Origin of the sequence: Sphingomonas kyeonggiensis (assembly GCF_014196745.1) — a bacterium.
Taxonomy (GTDB): Bacteria; Pseudomonadota; Alphaproteobacteria; order Sphingomonadales; family Sphingomonadaceae; genus Sphingomonas; species Sphingomonas kyeonggiensis.
This window is the reverse complement of sequence record NZ_JACIEH010000004.1, coordinates 84,523-99,061: the sequence shown is the minus strand read 5'-3', so window position 1 is coordinate 99,061 and position 14,539 is coordinate 84,523. Positions and strand designations below refer to the sequence as shown.

Below are 14,539 nucleotides of genomic sequence, written 5' to 3'. Positions count from 1 at the left end.
TGACGCGTTTGGGGCGGCGTGACTGGTGCTGGTATGGCGCCGGGCGCGTATCAGTCGATGATCGGATATTTGTCGCGCAGGCGGTCGGCGATGCGCTCGACCGCGGCATTCTCCTCGGCCTCGCCGCCGGGCGTGATCGACCAGTTGCAATGCGGATGGGTCGCGGCGCTGTAGCGCTTCACCGGGCCGATGACGTTGCGCCAGCGCCGGCGGGTGCCACCGACTTCGCGCAGCAGGATGGCGAGGAACTGGTCGGTGAGGTCGAGCGCGGTCATGCGCCTTCCGCCGCCAGGCCCTTGAGCCGGTACAGGACTTCGAGCGCCTCGCGCGGGGAGAGGCTGTCGATGTCGAGCGTGCCCAGTTCGCTGCGCAGCGTGTCGACCTGCTCCTCTTCCTCGACCGCCATGGCGGCGAAGAGCGGCAGGTCGTCCAGGCCGGCGGCAAGCCCGCCGGTGGCGGCGCGGCCGGCCTCGAGCTTGTCGAGTACTGCCTTGGCGCGCTTGATCGTCACCGGCGGCATGCCGGCGAGGCGGGCGACGGCAAGGCCGTAGCTGCGGTCGGCCGGACCCTCGGCGACTTCGTGGAGCAGGACGAGATCGCCCTTCCATTCGCGCGCGCGGACATGGTGTAGGGTGAGCGCGTCGCAGCGCTCGGCCAGCCGGGTCAGCTCGTGATAGTGCGTGGCGAACAGACACCTGCACCGGTTATCTTCGTGGATCGCCTCGACCACCGACCAGGCGATGGCGAGGCCGTCATAGGTCGAGGTGCCGCGGCCGACTTCGTCGAGGATGACGAAGCTGCGCGGGGTGGCCTGGGCGAGGATCGCGGCGGTCTCGACCATCTCGACCATGAAGGTCGAGCGGCCGCGCGCGAGATTGTCCGAGGCGCCGACACGGCTGAACAGCCGGTCGACCATGCCGAGCGTCGCGCGGGCGGCGGGGACGTAGCTGCCAGCCTGGGCGAGGACGGCGATCAGCGCGTTCTGGCGCAGGAAGGTCGACTTGCCGCCCATGTTCGGGCCGGTGACCAGCCAGAGGCGGCTGCTCTCGGAGAGGTTGCAGTCGTTTGCGACGAAGCGCCCGCCCGACTTGGCGACGGCTTCCTCGACCACCGGATGGCGGCCACCCTCGATCTCGAAACAGGCATGCTCGACGAGATGGGGGCGGGCCCAGCCACCCTCGGCGGCGCGTTCCGCGAGGCCGGCCGAGACATCGATCCGGGCAAGGGCGTCGGCGGTGCGGGCGATGGGCTCGCGAGCCGAAAGGGCGCGGGTGGTGAGGTCCTCGAGATGTGCGGCTTCGGCTGCGAGGCCGTGCGCGCCGGCCTGCGTCACCTTGACCGCGACTTCGTGCAGCTCGGGCGCATTGAAGCGGACGACACCGGCCAGGGTCTGGCGGTGGGTAAAGCCCGAATCCTGCGCCATCAGCGGGTCGGCATTCTTGGCCGGCACCTCGATGTGATAGCCGAGCACGCCGTTGTGGCGGATCTTCAGCGAGCCGATGCCGGTGCGGGTGCGGTATTCCGCCTCGAGCGCGGCGATGGCCCGGCGGCCGCCGGCGCCCGCGTCGCGCAGGTCGTCGAGCGCGGCGTCATAGCCCTCGGCGATATAGCCGCCATTGTTGGCGTCGACCGGCGGCTCGGGGACGAGCGCGCGGGTGAGCAGGTCGATCAGCGCGCCGTGCCCGCGCATCTGCGGCAGCAGCTCGGCGAGGAGCGGCGGGATGCCGGTCGCGTCGAGCCGCTCGGCGAGGCGCCAGGCACCGTCCAGGCCGTCGCGCAGCTGGCCGAGATCGCGCGGGCTGCCGCGCCCCGCGGCGAGGCGGCCGAGCGCACGGCCGATATCGGGCATTGCCCGGAGCGCGCCGCGGACCATGTCGCGCAGGCCCGCATCGTCGTGGAAATGGGCGACGAGATCGAGTCGTGCCTCGACGCCCGGACGGTCCATCAGCGGCGCGGCGATGTCGCTGCCGAGCAGGCGCGCGCCGGCGCCGGTGACGGTGCGGTCGACGCTGTCGAGCAGGCTGCCCTTGCGGGTGCCGGCGCTGCTGACGGTGAGCTCGAGGCTCTCGCGCGTCGCTGCGTCGATCGCCATCGCCGCTTCGGTGCGGGTGACGCGCGGCGGGCGCAGGAAGGGAAGCGCGCCCTTGGCGGTGTGCTCGAGATAGGCGGCGAGGCCTCCGGCGGCGGCGAGCGCGGCACGGGAGAACTGACCGAAGCCGTCAAGCGTGGCGACGCCGAACAGCCGCTTGAGCCGCGCTTCGCCGTTGGCGCTGTCGAAATCCACGCGGGGCCGCGTGATGGTGGCGAGTTCGTCGAAGGGCGAGCCGTCGCCGACGGCGGTCTCGGCGGGGGAGAGGCGGGCGATCTCGGCGCCGGCGCGATCGGCCGTCGTCTCGATGATCTCGAAGCGGCCGGTGGAGATGTCGGCACAGGCGATGGCGACGCTGCCGCCGGCCTCGCCGATCGCCGCGCACCAGTTGGCGGTGCGGCTGTCGAGCAGCGACTCCTCGGTCAGCGTGCCGGCAGTGACGACGCGGACGATCGCGCGGTTGACCAGTGCCTTCGAGCCCATGCGCTTGCGCGCTTCCTCGGGCGTCTCGGTCTGGTTGGCGATGGCGACGCGGTGGCCGGCCTTGATCAGGCGGGCGAGATAGCCCTCCATCGCGTGCACCGGCACGCCGCACATCGGGATGCGCTCGCCGTCATGCTCGCCGCGCGCAGTGAGCGCGATGTCGAGCACCGCGCTGGCGATCTTGGCGTCCTCGAAGAACAGCTCGAAGAAGTCGCCCATCCGGTAGAAGAGCAGGCAGTCCTCCGCCTCCGCCTTCAGGGCGAGATATTGCGCCATCATCGGAGTGGGAGCTGTTGAGGCCATGTCGGGCCCGGACTAGCCGAAAGGCTCCGGCGATCAACACCCGGGCCGTGCTTTTCTGGGGAAAAGCGCGATGTGCGGGATTTCGCACGGTTCGATAATTAGTCAGACTAGAAACTGGGCCCAGTAGGTGCCATTTGCAGGATTCGGCACATTGCGGCGTCGGAACGGTCCTCTTAAAGGGAGGGCGACGCCCGGGAGAGAAGAATGTCTGAGGAAGCGAACGTCCAGTTTTCCGAGCGCGAGGCGCTGCTCTACCATTCGGAGGGACGTCCGGGCAAAATCGAGGTCATCGCCTCGAAGCCGATGGCGACGCAGCGCGACCTCGCGCTCGCCTATTCGCCGGGCGTGGCCGTGCCCGTCCTCGCCATCGCCGAGGATCCGGCCAAGGCCTATGACTATACCGCCAAGGGCAATCTGGTCGCGGTGATCTCCAACGGCACCGCCATCCTGGGCCTGGGCAATCTCGGCGCGCTGGCCTCCAAGCCGGTGATGGAAGGCAAGGCCGTGCTGTTCAAGCGCTTCGCCGATGTCGACTCGATCGACATCGAGCTGAAGACCGAGGACGTCGATCGCTTCATCGACGCGGTCGAGCTGATGGAGCCGAGCTTCGGCGGCATCAACCTGGAGGACATCAAGTCCCCCGAATGCTTCGTGATCGAGCAGACGCTCCGGGAACGGATGAACATCCCGGTGTTCCATGACGACCAGCACGGCACCGCGATCATCGCCGCCGCCGGCCTGATCAACGCGCTCCATTTGACCGGCCGCGACATCAAGACGACCCGCGTGGTGATGAACGGCGCCGGCGCGGCGGCGATCGCCTGCGCCGAGCTGATCAAGGCGATGGGCCTGCCGCACGACAATCTGCTGATGCTCGACCGCACCGGCGTGATGTACCAGGGCCGCGAGGGCATCAACCAGTGGCAGTCGGCCCACGCCGTCGCCACCGATCGCCGCACCCTGGCCGATGCGCTGGAAGGCGCCGACGTGTTCATGGGCCTGTCGGCCGCGGGCGCGCTGCCCGCCGAGCTGCTCAACCACATGGCGCTGAAGCCGATCATCTTCGCGATGGCCAACCCGGATCCCGAGATCACCCCGCCCGAGGCGCGCGCAGCCCGTCCGGACGCGATCATCGCCACCGGCCGCTCGGACTATCCGAACCAGGTCAACAACGTCCTCGGCTTCCCGTTCATCTTCCGCGGTGCGCTCGACGTGCGCGCGACGACGATCAACCACGAGATGAAGATCGCTGCGGCGACCGCACTCGCGGAGCTGGCCCGCCAGCAGGTGCCCGAGGAAGTCGCGGCGGCGTACGGCGTCCAGCACAGCTTCGGCCCCGACTACATCATCCCGGCGCCGTTCGATCCGCGCCTGATGGAGCTGGTCCCCGCCGCCGTGGCCCAGGCCGCGATGGACTCGGGCGTGGCGACCAAGCCGATCACCGACATGGCGGCCTATCGCCAGTCGCTGCGTGCGCGCCTGAATCCGACCACCTCGGTGCTCAGCCTCGCCTATGAGGGTGCGCGGGCCAATCCGAAGCGAGTGATCTTCGCGGAAGCCGAAGAGGAAGTCGTGCTGCGCGCGGCGATAGCCTTCAAGGATGGCGGCTATGGCACGCCGGTGCTGGTCGGCCGCGAGAGCGTGCACGACCGCTTGAAGGCGCTCGGCGCCAATCCGGACGAGTTCGAGTTGCACAACAGCGTCAACTCGCCGCTGGTCGATCAGATGGTCGACTTCCTCTACTGCCGCCTGCAGCGCCGCGGCTATCTGCGCCGCGATTGCGAGCGGATGGTCAACCGCGACCGCAACATCTTCGGCGGCCTGCTGCTCCAGCTCGGCCATGCCGATGCGATGATCACCGGCGTGACGCGGACCTGGGCGGAATCGATGCGCCAGGTGAAGCGCGTAATCGACCATCGCCCGGGCCAGACGCCGTTCGGCATGCACGTGCTGGTCGGCCAGTCGCACACCGTGTTCATCGCCGACACCACGGTGAACGAGCGTCCGAACGCCGAGGAGCTGGCCGACATCGCCGAGGGCGCGGCGCAGGTCGCGCGGCGCATGGGCCATGAGCCGCGCGTCGCCTTCCTCAGCTACTCCAACTTCGGCAATCCCGAGGGCCAGTGGCTCGACAATGTCCGCGGCGCGATCAAGGTGCTCGACGGGCGTGCGGTCGAGTTCGAATATGAGGGCGAGATGTCGCCCGACGTCGCGCTCAATGCACGCCAGCTCGCCAATTATCCGTTCGCGCGGATCTCGGGGCCGGCGAACGTGCTGATCATGCCGGGCCTGCAATCGGCCAATATCTCGGCCAAGCTGCTGCGCGAGCTGGGCGGGGACTCGACGATCGGCCCGATGCTGATCGGCATGGAGAAGCCGGTGCAGATCGCTCCGATGACCGCGACGGCGAGCGAGCTGGTGACGCTGGCGGTGCTCGCGGCCGGCGGGATCGCGCGCTGATCTAGCCAGGCACGACACTCTTGCTTGTTACATTTGTAGCATGCTACAAATGTAACAGGTTGGAGGAGGTCGAGTCGTGATCGAATCGCTGCCGCGCCGCGAGCGCGAGGTCTTCGAGGCATTGTGCAGCCTGGGCGAGGGCACTGCCGTCGCGGTGCGCGGCGCCATGGCCGATCCACCGAGCGACTCGGCGGTGCGCACCCTGCTCGGCCGGCTCGTGGCCAAGGGGCTGATCGGTCACCGGACGCTCAACCAGGCCTATGTCTATGCGCCGGTGCCCCAGGCCGATGCGGTGGCCGAGACGGCGCTGCAGCGGCTGGTGCAGACCTTCTTTCAGGGATCGGCGGCGCGCGCGGCGACCGCGCTGCTCGGCATGGAGAAGCGGCTGACCCGGGCGGAGATCGATGAGCTCCAGCGCGCGATCGACGAAGCGCGGGGAGAAGCGGAATGAGCGCCGGCTTGCTGCTCGCGCTCAGCTGGAAATCCGCGCTCCTCTGCTGTGCCGTGCTGCTCGCCAGTCTGGCGCTGCGCGCCCGGCCCGCAGCGCAGCGCGTGGCGGTGCTGCGGACCGGCGTTGTTGCGCTGCTGCTCCTGCCGCTGTTGGTCCCGGCCTTGCCGGTGCTCGAGATAGCGATCCTGCCCGCTGCTGCACCGGAGCCGGCCCTGTCGGCAACCGCCGATGCGCTGGCGGTGCCGGATCCCCTGGCCGGGCCAGCGGCGTCCGGCATCGACTGGATAGCGCTGGCCTATACCGCCGGTGCGGGACTGGTGTTGCTGCGCCTCGCGTTCGGACTTCTTCTGTTGCGCCGCTGGATTCGCGATGCAGTGCCGGTCTCCCATCCCGTGTGGCAGGAGGCGTTCGCACGGGCCGCCGAATCCGTGCGGCGGCCGGTGCGGCTACTCGTCTCGCTGAGCGTCGTCTCGCCGCTGAGCCTTGGGGTTGCGCCGGCGACGATATTGATCGGCCCGGACATCGAGCAGTGGCCCGATCGTGCTGCTGCGGTGATCGCGCACGAGATCGCGCATATCCGCCGGTTCGACTGGCTGGCCATGCTGGCCGGACGGCTCGCGCTCGCCCTGTTCTGGTTCAATCCGCTTGCCTGGCTGCTCGTCGCCGAACTGACACGCCAGACCGAGCTGGCCGCCGACGAGGAAGCGGTGACGCATGTCGCACGCACCGATTACGCGCAGACATTGCTCGCGGTGGCTGGCGGCTGCGGCGCGCATGCGGCGTGCGGCATGGCCGTGACCCGCAGTGCGATGGCGCGCCGGATCCGCCGGGTGCTCGATGCGGCCCCGCGCAAGCCGGCGAACGGGCTGGCATGCGCGGCGCTGATCGCTGGCATGCCGCTGGGCGTGGCGCCGCTCGCCGCGACGCAGATCGTCGCGCAGCCTCAGGCTTCGGTCGTGCCGAGGGCGGAGCCGGTGGCCGTCCGAGTTGCACCCGCCTCGCCGGCCCCGCGCACGCAGGCAGGACCGGTGCGCAAGCCGGTGGCGCGGGCGGCCCGCGTGCCTGCCTCCCGGCGGGACAAGCCCGTGCGCGTCGCGCCGGTGGTTGAAGCCGCACGCGCGCCGCTCCAGTCCCATGCGCCGATGCCGGGGATGGGCCACGGTACGGCGCCACCGACCGAACAGAGGCTCGCCGCCGTGCAACGCCTGCGCAGTGCCGCGCTGGAATATCGCGACCGTGCACGCAACCCCGGGCTCTCGCTGGATATCCGCCAGGGTTATCGCAACGTCGCGGCGTCGCTGGCCGATGAGGCCGACAAGCTCGAGAGACAGGCCAAGCAGATAGCGGGCGTCTACTAGCCCGCACCCCCTCGCCACCCAAGCACCGCGCGGCTTTCGCGCCACGGGGCCGGCTTGCCCGGCGACCTGAAGGGAGAATGATGATGCGTTCGATCCTGATCCTGTGCCTGCCTCTCGTCCTTTTCGGTGCATGCGCGGCGCGCTTGCCGGATCAGGCGAAGGAGCCGGCGCTGCGCGTCAGCTATGGCGACCTGGCGCTCGACACCCGGGCGGGCCGGACCACCCTGCGCGCGCGCATCGAAGCGACGGTGCGGGCCTATTGCCGGGCGAACGACCGCGACGTCGCGCCCCAGCTGATCCGCAACAAGGCCGGCTATTGCGTCGAGATGGTGCGCAGGTCGTTCGTCGCCGAGATGCCTCACCAGCTGCGGCGCAGATATTACCAGCGCTAGCCGTCGATGCTCAGCCCCAGCGAGGCGTTGACCAGGCCGCCATCGACCGTGATCGTGTCGCCCACGACATAGTCGCCGGCGCGGCTGGCCAGGTAGATGGCGGCGCCGGCCATGTCCTCGTCGACGCCGATGCGCCTTGCCGGGATCGCCTTGGCGACTTCGCTGCCATGGTCGCGGGCGGCGCGGTTCATCTCGCTGGCAAAGGCGCCGGGGGCGATCGAGGTGACGTTGACATGGTCGCGGATCAGCCGCGCGGCCATGCGCTTGGTCAGGTAGATCAGCGCCGATTTGGAGGCGTGATAGCTGTAGGTCTCCCAGGGGTTGAGCCGCTGGCCGTCGATCGAGGTGATGTTGATCACCTTGGCCGGGCGCTGTGCCGAGCCGCCCGCCTTGAGCAGGTCGAACAGTGCCTGGGTAAGGAAGAAGGGCGACTTGACGTTAAGGTCCATCACCTTGTCCCAGCCCTTCTCCGGAAAGGCCTCGAAGGGTTCGCCCCAGGCGGCGCCGGCATTGTTGACCAGGATGTCGAGCCGTTCCTCGCGCTCGGCCAGGGCGGCGGCGAGCGCCTTGCAGCCGGCGACGGTGGAGACGTCCATGGGGAGGGGAATGCAGTTCGGGCCGAGCTCGGCGGCGGCTTCCTCACAGGCTTCGGGCTTGCGCGAGGAGATATAGACCCTGGCGCCCTGGGCGACATAGCCGGCGGCGATCATCTTGCCGATGCCGCGCGAGCCGCCGGTGACCAGGGCGATGCGGCCATCGAGGCGGAACAGGGTGGTGGTGTCCATGCATTCTCTCCCAATTCGTCATCCCGGCGAAAGCCGGGATCTCGTGCGGCTCTTTCGCCGCGCTTCTGCCTGAGGTCCCGGCTTTCGCCGGGATGACGGTTATTTTTTACCCGCCGCGCTTCAGCGTTTCGCGGGCGATGATCAGTTGCTGGATCTGGCTGGTGCCTTCGTAGATCCGGAACAGGCGGACGTCGCGGTAGAGCCGCTCGATGCCGTAGTCGGCGATATAGCCGGCGCCGCCGAAGATCTGCACGGCGCGGTCGGCCACCCGGCCGACCATCTCGCTCGCGAAATACTTGGCCGCGGCGGCTTCCATCGTGGTGTTTTGTCCTGCGTCCTTGGCGGCGGCGGTCTCGAGGACCAGCGCTTTCGCAGCCAGTGCCTCGGTCTTGCAATCCGCCAGCATCGCCTGGATCAGCTGGTGCTCGGCGATCGGTTTGCCGAACTGCTTGCGCTCGCTGGCATAGGCGACGCAATCCGCAATCAATCGCTCGGCGACGCCGACGCAGACCGCCGAGATGTGCAGGCGCCCGCGGTCCAGCACCTGCATCGCGATCCTGAATCCCTCGCCCTCGGCACCGAGCCGGTTGGCGGCGGGGACGGGGGTGTCGTCGAACACCACGTCGGCCACCCGGGCACCCTTCTGGCCCATCTTCTTCTCGGGCTCGCCGATGCTGACGCCGGGCAGGTCGCGCGGCACCAGGAAGGCGGAGACCCCGCGGCCGCCGGGCTCGTCGCCGGTACGGGCCATCACCGTGAACAGCTCGGCCTTGTCGGCATTGGTGATGAAGCGCTTGGTGCCGGACAGGCGGTAGACGTCGCGGTCCCTGACCGCCCGGGTCTTCACCGCGCCGCTGTCCGAACCGACATCGGGCTCGGTCAGGGCGAAGCTGGTGACGATCTCGCCGCTGGCGATGCGGGGCAGCCACTCGGCCTTCTGCTCGGGCGTGCCGGCCATGACCAGGCCCTGCGAGCCGATGCCGACATTGGTACCGAAGCTCGAGCGGAAGGCCGGCGTGGTGCGGCCGAGCTCGATGGCGACCTTGCACTCTTCGAACATGGTCAGGCCGAGGCCGCCATATTCCTCCGAGATCGACAGGCCGAACAGGCCGAGGGCCTTCATCTCGTCGATGACCGCGGCGGGGATCGCGTCGGCGGCTTCCACCTCGCCCTCGAGCGGGCGCAGCCGCTCGCCGACAAAGCGCCGAATCGTGTCGATCAGGGTTTCGAAGACTTCGGGGTCGAGCGCCATGTCGTGCGTTCCTCAGGTTCGAAGCCGGACGCTATACCGCCGAAGCAGTCTTGGGCAAGCCATACCCCATATTCCAATCCTTGTGATTGACCCGGTGGCTGCGGCACCTATGCTGCGCGGCAAAACGGGTCGACAGGAGCGTAGGCGGGCATGGACACCAACCAGGCGACAGTGCCCCCGACGCGGCGAATCCGGGCCCCGATCATGCTCGCCTATGGCTTCGGCACGGTGGCGTACGGCGTGAAGGATTTCTGCTTCTCGACCTTCCTGCTGTTCTTCTTCAACCAGGTGCTCGGCCTGCCCGCTGCTCAGGTCGGCTTCGCGATCATGTGCGCGCTGCTGCTCGATGCGGTGGCGGATCCGGCGATCGGTTTCCTGTCGGACCGCACCAGGAGCCGCTGGGGGCGGCGCCATCCTTGGATGTACGCATCCGCCATTCCCATCGCCGTGGGCTGGCTGCTGCTGTGGAACCCGCCCGCGCTGTCGGATTCGGGCATGCTGCTCTGGGTGTTCGCCATGTCGGTGCTCGTCCGCACCGCGGTTTCGGCCTATGAGGTGCCGAGCCAGGCGCTGACCCCCGAGCTTTCCGCCGATTACGAGGAGCGGACGCGGATCATGTCCTATCGCTTCCTGTTCGGCTGGGTCGGCGGGCTGGGGATGATGATCCTGGCCTATGCCTGGCTGCTCGGCCCCTCGCCGGGGCATCCCAATGGCCAGCTGGTTCGGGAGAACTATCCGGCCTTCTCGATGGTGAGCGCCGGGCTGATGGCCTTCGCGATCCTGGTTTCTGCCTGGGGCACGCATGGCGAGATCAAGCGATTGCCCCGCGCCGAGGGCACGCGCCAGTCGCTGGGGGCGCATTTCGGCGAGCTCGGGCGGACGGTGAAGAACCGCGCCTTCCTGATCCTGATGGCGGCCGGGCTCTGCTATTATTGCGCCCAGGGGGTGAGCTTCGCGCTGTCGAGCTACATCTACGCCCATGTCTGGCGCTTCCAGAACCAGGACTTCACGATCATCGCCCTGTCGCTCCTCGTGGGTGCCTATTTCGCCTTCCTCGTCGCGCCGCGCGCCTCGCGCCGGCTGGGCAAGCCCAGGGCGGCGATGTGGCTGATGATGGGCGCCGTCTTCTGGGTGGTCCTGCCCTATGTGCTGCGCCTCGCCGGCCTGTTCCCGGCGCCGGGCACGCCGTGGATGCTGCCTTCGCTGTTCGCCATCTACGTCCTCAACGTGACGTGCAGCATTTCGGCGACGATCCTGGGCGGCTCGATGATGGCCGATGTCGTCGAGCAATCGGAGATCGAGACCGGGCGACGCAACGAGGGCGTGTTCTTCGCCGGCGCGTTCTTCGTGCAGAAATGCTGCAGCGGGCTCGGCATCTGGGCGACGGGCATGCTGCTCGACCTGGTCAGCTTCCCCGCGGCGGCGAAGCCCGGCGAAGTGCCGGTGGTCGCAGTCGATCGGCTGACCATTCTCTTCTCCGTTCTCTATGCCGTGCTCGCCTTCGCCGCGGCGGGATTTTACCGCGTCTTCCCCTTCGGCAAGGCCGAGCACGAGGCGCGGGTCGCCCTGCTCGCTGCCGGAAAGACGGAAATGTCCGCCGAGGGCTGACCCCTCGGCGGACATCCTTTCCTCCCCAGGAAAGTCGGTGCTCAGGCCACGCGGCCCAGGCGGTGATAGAGATTGGCGTATTTCACGCTCTCCGGTGCGTCCTTCACCTTTTCGAGGTGGGTGGCGACCGCATCGCGGATCAGGCGGAAATCCTCCGTCGAGAAGACGGCGCGGCTGCGCTGGGGTTCGGTCATGGCAATCACTCCTTTCTCAGGTTTCAGGCGGCTTCGGTGGTGACGAACTGGGCGGCTTCGGTGCTCTCGGCCAGCGCCGTGGTGCTGCTCGATCCGCCCGCCAGGGTGGTGGCGATCGCATCGAAATAGCCGGTGCCGACTTCGCGCTGGTGGCGCGTCGCGGTGTAGCCATTGGCCTCGGCGGCGAACTCGGCCTGCTGCAGCTCGGAATAGGCCGCCATGCCGCGATCCTTGTAGCCCCGGGCCAGCTCGAACATGCCGTAGTTGAGCTGGTGGAAGCCCGCCAAGGTGACGAACTGGAACTTGTAGCCCATCGCGCCGATCTCGCGCTGGAAGCGGGCGATGTCGTCCTTGTCGAGGTTCTTCTCCCAGTTGAAGCTGGGCGAGCAATTGTACGCCAGCATCTTGTTGGGGAACTCCTTCTTGATCGCCTCGGCGAAGCGGCGGGCATCGTCCATGTTCGGCTTCGAGGTTTCCCACCACAGCAGGTCGGCATGCTCGGCGAACGCCAGGCCGCGCTTGATGCAGTGATCGACGCCGGTGCCGTCCTTGAGACGGAAGAACCCTTCCGGGGTCCGCTCGCCGGTGAGGAACTCGCGGTCGCGCTCGTCGACGTCCGAGGTGATCAGCTTGGCGCTCTCGGCATCGGTGCGGGCGCAGATCACCGTGGGGACGCCGGCGACGTCCGCGGCCAGGCGTGCCGCATCGAGGTTGCGGATGTGCGCCTGGGTCGGGATCAGCACCTTGCCGCCGAGGTGCCCGCACTTCTTTTCCGAGGCGAGCTGGTCTTCATAGTGCACCCCGGCGGCGCCTGCGGCGATATAGGCCTTCATGATCTCGAAGCAGTTGAGCGGCCCGCCGAAGCCGGCCTCGGCATCGGCGACGATCGGCGCGAACCAGTCGCGCTGGGCGCCGCCTTCCATATGCTCGATCTGGTCGGCGCGCTGGAGCGTGGCGTTGATCCGCTTGGCCAGCTCGGGGCCGGCATTGGCGGGGTAGAGCGACTGGTCGGGGTACATCTGCCCGGCGGTGTTGGCATCGGCCGCGACCTGCCAGCCCGACAGGTAGATCGCCTTGAGCCCGGCGCGGACCATCTGCATCGCCTGGTTGCCGCTGAGCGCGCCGAGGGCGTTGATGTAATCCTCGGTCTGCAGCAGCTCCCACAGCTTGAGCGCGCCGCGGCGAGCCAGGGTGTGCTCGATGGGCAGCGACCCGCGCAGCCGCTGGACGTCCTCCGGCGTGTACGGACGCACGATGCCGTCGAAGCGACCGGTGGGAGCGGGGATCAGATCTTCGAAGCGGGTCGGCATTGTCATTTCCTTGACTGGATTGCCTGGTCTGTGTGCGGTTTGGTTGAATATCTTGATAGGGGTCTTTGGATGCTGGGAGGGTCGCGGTGTCGCGGGTGGCTTTCTCTCGGGTTGAAAAGGTGTAAATTCTTTACAAGGTGGCTCGACTCGGCTGATGAGAACATATTGGGAACGGTGCGTGTAGGACAGCCCTAACCCTCTCCCGCAGGCGGGAGAGGGTGGTCGAGCAAAGCGAGACCGGGTGAGGGTGTGTGGGAGCCGCGAAGACGTCGCTCGCGGTCAGCACACACTCTCACCCTTCCGCCGCCTCTGGCGGCTCCCTCCCTCTCCCGCAGGCGGGAGAGGGAATGAAGGAAGATGATGGCCGAGCAGAAACTCTTTGCGGGACATGCCGTGCGCCGGTTGCGGCGGCAGCTGGCGCTGACCCAGGCGGCGATGGCCGAGGCGCTGGGGGTGTCGGCGAGCTATCTCAACCTGGTCGAGCGCAACCAGCGGCCGGTCTCGGCGATGCTGATGCTGCGGCTTTCGGAAGTGTACGACTTCGATCCGCGCAAGCTCGCCGCAGCCGAGCCCGGCGGCGGGATGGAGGCGCTCAGGCGGCGGCTGGCCGATCCGATCTTCGCCGATCTCGAGATCGACCGGCAGCAGATGGAGGAATGGCTGGCGGGCGCACCGGGCGGGGCCGAGGCGTTCGCCCGGGCCTATGACCGGATCGGTGCCGGCGGGCCGGTGGCGGATACGGGCGCGGGCGATCCGGGCCGGCAGGTGCGCCGCGAGATCGAACGCTGGCGCAACCATTTCGCCGATCTCGACGCGGTGGCCGAGGCGCTGGCCGACGAGCTGCGCCAGACGGCGGGCGATCCCTATGGCGCGATGGCCGAGCGGCTGCGGGTGAAGCACCAATTGTCGGTGCGCATCCTGCCGGCGGACGTGATGCCGGGACTGCTCAAGCGGCTCGACCTGCACGCGCGCCAGATCCAGCTTTCCGAGCTGCTCGACATGCCGGGCCGCACCTTCGCGCTGGCCGAGCGGCTGTCCCAGGAAGCGCGGGGCGAGATCGATGCGCTGGTGCGCGGCGCCGGGCTCGATCGTGCGGGCGAGCGGCTCTATCTGCGCCACCTGGTCGGCTATTTCGCGGCGGCCTTGGTGATGCCCTATGGCCGGTTCCTGCGGGCATGCGAGACGAGCGGCTATGACCTGGAGCTGCTCCAGCGCCGCTTCGGGGCGAATTTCGAGCAGGTCGCGCACCGGCTGACCACCCTGCAGCGGGTGGGCGCGCGGGGGCTGCCCTTCTTCCTGATCCGCACCGACCGGGCGGGACAGGTCTCGAAGCGCTTCGCCGGCGCCAGCGGATCGCCGCTGGCCGAGGGGCCGGGGCTGTGCCCGCTATGGAACCTGACCGAGGCGTTCGGCCGGGCCGACGAGACGCTGACGCAGCTGGTCGAGACCGAGGAGGGCGGGCGCTGGTTCACTCTGTCCCGGGCGCGGACGCCGCAGGGTGCGCAGGGGGTGAAGGCGCGTTTCGCGCTGGGGATCGGGCTGGCGGCGGCCGAGGCGCGGACGCTGTCGGCGGCACGTGGGGTGGACCTGGCCGGCGAGGCGGTGCCGGTGGGGCTGGGCTGCCGGGCCTGCACCCGGCCGGACTGCCCCCAGCGCTCGGCTCCGCCCGCCGGACGCGCGGCGCTGGCGAACGAGCGCGAGAGCGGAGTCACGCCGTTCGGCTTTGCGGGGGATTAGGGGAGAGAGGCGCTGCTCCGATGGGCTGGTAGCTTCCAGCCGAGCCTTTTTGGATTTCGCCGTTGAAATGTAGGATTTTGAATGTTCTTGATATGTTCCCAAACTATTGGGGATGAG

Annotated in this window: 12 protein-coding genes; 6 read left to right on the top strand and 6 right to left on the bottom strand. The window is 68.6% G+C overall.

Annotated features, from left to right (window positions below):
- Window positions 1–50 precede the first annotated feature (50 nt).
- Together GGR46_RS21965 and mutS are read right to left on the bottom strand one after the other, a co-directional pair.
- Window positions 51–275 carry a hypothetical protein gene (locus GGR46_RS21965; protein WP_184000219.1) on the bottom strand — a complete coding sequence of 75 codons (225 nt, stop codon included), beginning with the start codon at window positions 273–275 and terminating at the stop codon, window positions 51–53.
- On the bottom strand, window positions 272–2,851 hold the full coding sequence (gene mutS / locus GGR46_RS21960) for a DNA mismatch repair protein MutS (RefSeq protein ID WP_184000218.1): 2,580 nt from the start codon (window positions 2,849–2,851) through the stop codon (window positions 272–274). Before mutS ends, GGR46_RS21965 begins: the two co-directional genes overlap by 4 nt.
- 228 nt (window positions 2,852–3,079) lie before the next feature.
- On the opposite strand from mutS, the gene GGR46_RS21955 reads away from it, so the two are divergent.
- From GGR46_RS21955 to GGR46_RS21940, 4 genes are all read left to right on the top strand, one after another.
- Window positions 3,080–5,335: an NADP-dependent malic enzyme gene (locus tag GGR46_RS21955; protein ID WP_184000217.1), complete on the top strand. Its 2,256-nt coding sequence runs from the start codon at window positions 3,080–3,082 to the stop codon at window positions 5,333–5,335.
- Between the two features lie 76 nt (window positions 5,336–5,411).
- Window positions 5,412–5,786 (top strand): BlaI/MecI/CopY family transcriptional regulator, encoded by a 375-nt coding sequence (locus GGR46_RS21950; RefSeq protein ID WP_184000216.1) that lies wholly within the window; start codon window positions 5,412–5,414, stop codon window positions 5,784–5,786.
- Window positions 5,783–7,144, top strand: a complete 1,362-nt coding sequence (locus tag GGR46_RS21945) for a M56 family metallopeptidase (RefSeq protein ID WP_184000215.1) — start codon at window positions 5,783–5,785, stop codon at window positions 7,142–7,144. The genes GGR46_RS21950 and GGR46_RS21945 overlap by 4 nt, the downstream gene beginning before the upstream one ends.
- 83 nt (window positions 7,145–7,227) lie before the next feature.
- A complete protein-coding gene (locus GGR46_RS21940; RefSeq protein ID WP_184000214.1) occupies window positions 7,228–7,536 on the top strand; it encodes a UrcA family protein in 309 nt (102 codons plus the stop codon).
- On the opposite strand, the gene GGR46_RS21935 is transcribed toward GGR46_RS21940, so the two are convergent.
- On the bottom strand, window positions 7,533–8,321 hold the full coding sequence (locus GGR46_RS21935) for an SDR family oxidoreductase (RefSeq protein WP_184000213.1): 789 nt from the start codon (window positions 8,319–8,321) through the stop codon (window positions 7,533–7,535). The genes GGR46_RS21940 and GGR46_RS21935 overlap by 4 nt on opposite strands.
- Window positions 8,322–8,427: 106 nt before the next feature.
- On the bottom strand, window positions 8,428–9,573 hold the full coding sequence (locus GGR46_RS21930) for an acyl-CoA dehydrogenase family protein (RefSeq protein WP_184000212.1): 1,146 nt from the start codon (window positions 9,571–9,573) through the stop codon (window positions 8,428–8,430).
- A 150-nt stretch (window positions 9,574–9,723) separates the two neighbouring features.
- Between GGR46_RS21930 and GGR46_RS21925 the strand changes: the two genes are divergently transcribed.
- Window positions 9,724–11,181 carry an MFS transporter gene (locus tag GGR46_RS21925; protein WP_246426304.1) on the top strand — a complete coding sequence of 486 codons (1,458 nt, stop codon included), beginning with the start codon at window positions 9,724–9,726 and terminating at the stop codon, window positions 11,179–11,181.
- A 41-nt stretch (window positions 11,182–11,222) separates the two neighbouring features.
- Here the strand turns inward: GGR46_RS21925 and GGR46_RS21920 are convergent, their stop codons facing one another.
- The gene (locus GGR46_RS21920; protein WP_180147184.1) at window positions 11,223–11,375 is read right to left on the bottom strand and encodes a hypothetical protein; all 153 of its coding nucleotides are present in this window, start codon (window positions 11,373–11,375) and stop codon (window positions 11,223–11,225) included.
- Window positions 11,376–11,398: 23 nt separating this feature from the next.
- Complete coding sequence (gene aceA / locus GGR46_RS21915) at window positions 11,399–12,685, bottom strand: isocitrate lyase (protein ID WP_221262957.1); 1,287 nt, start codon at window positions 12,683–12,685, stop codon at window positions 11,399–11,401.
- Between the two features lie 360 nt (window positions 12,686–13,045).
- Here aceA and GGR46_RS21910 point away from each other — a divergent pair, with 360 nt between their 5' ends.
- Window positions 13,046–14,422: a helix-turn-helix domain-containing protein gene (locus GGR46_RS21910; protein WP_184000210.1), complete on the top strand. Its 1,377-nt coding sequence runs from the start codon at window positions 13,046–13,048 to the stop codon at window positions 14,420–14,422.
- The last annotated feature ends 117 nt before the right edge of the window (window positions 14,423–14,539 follow it).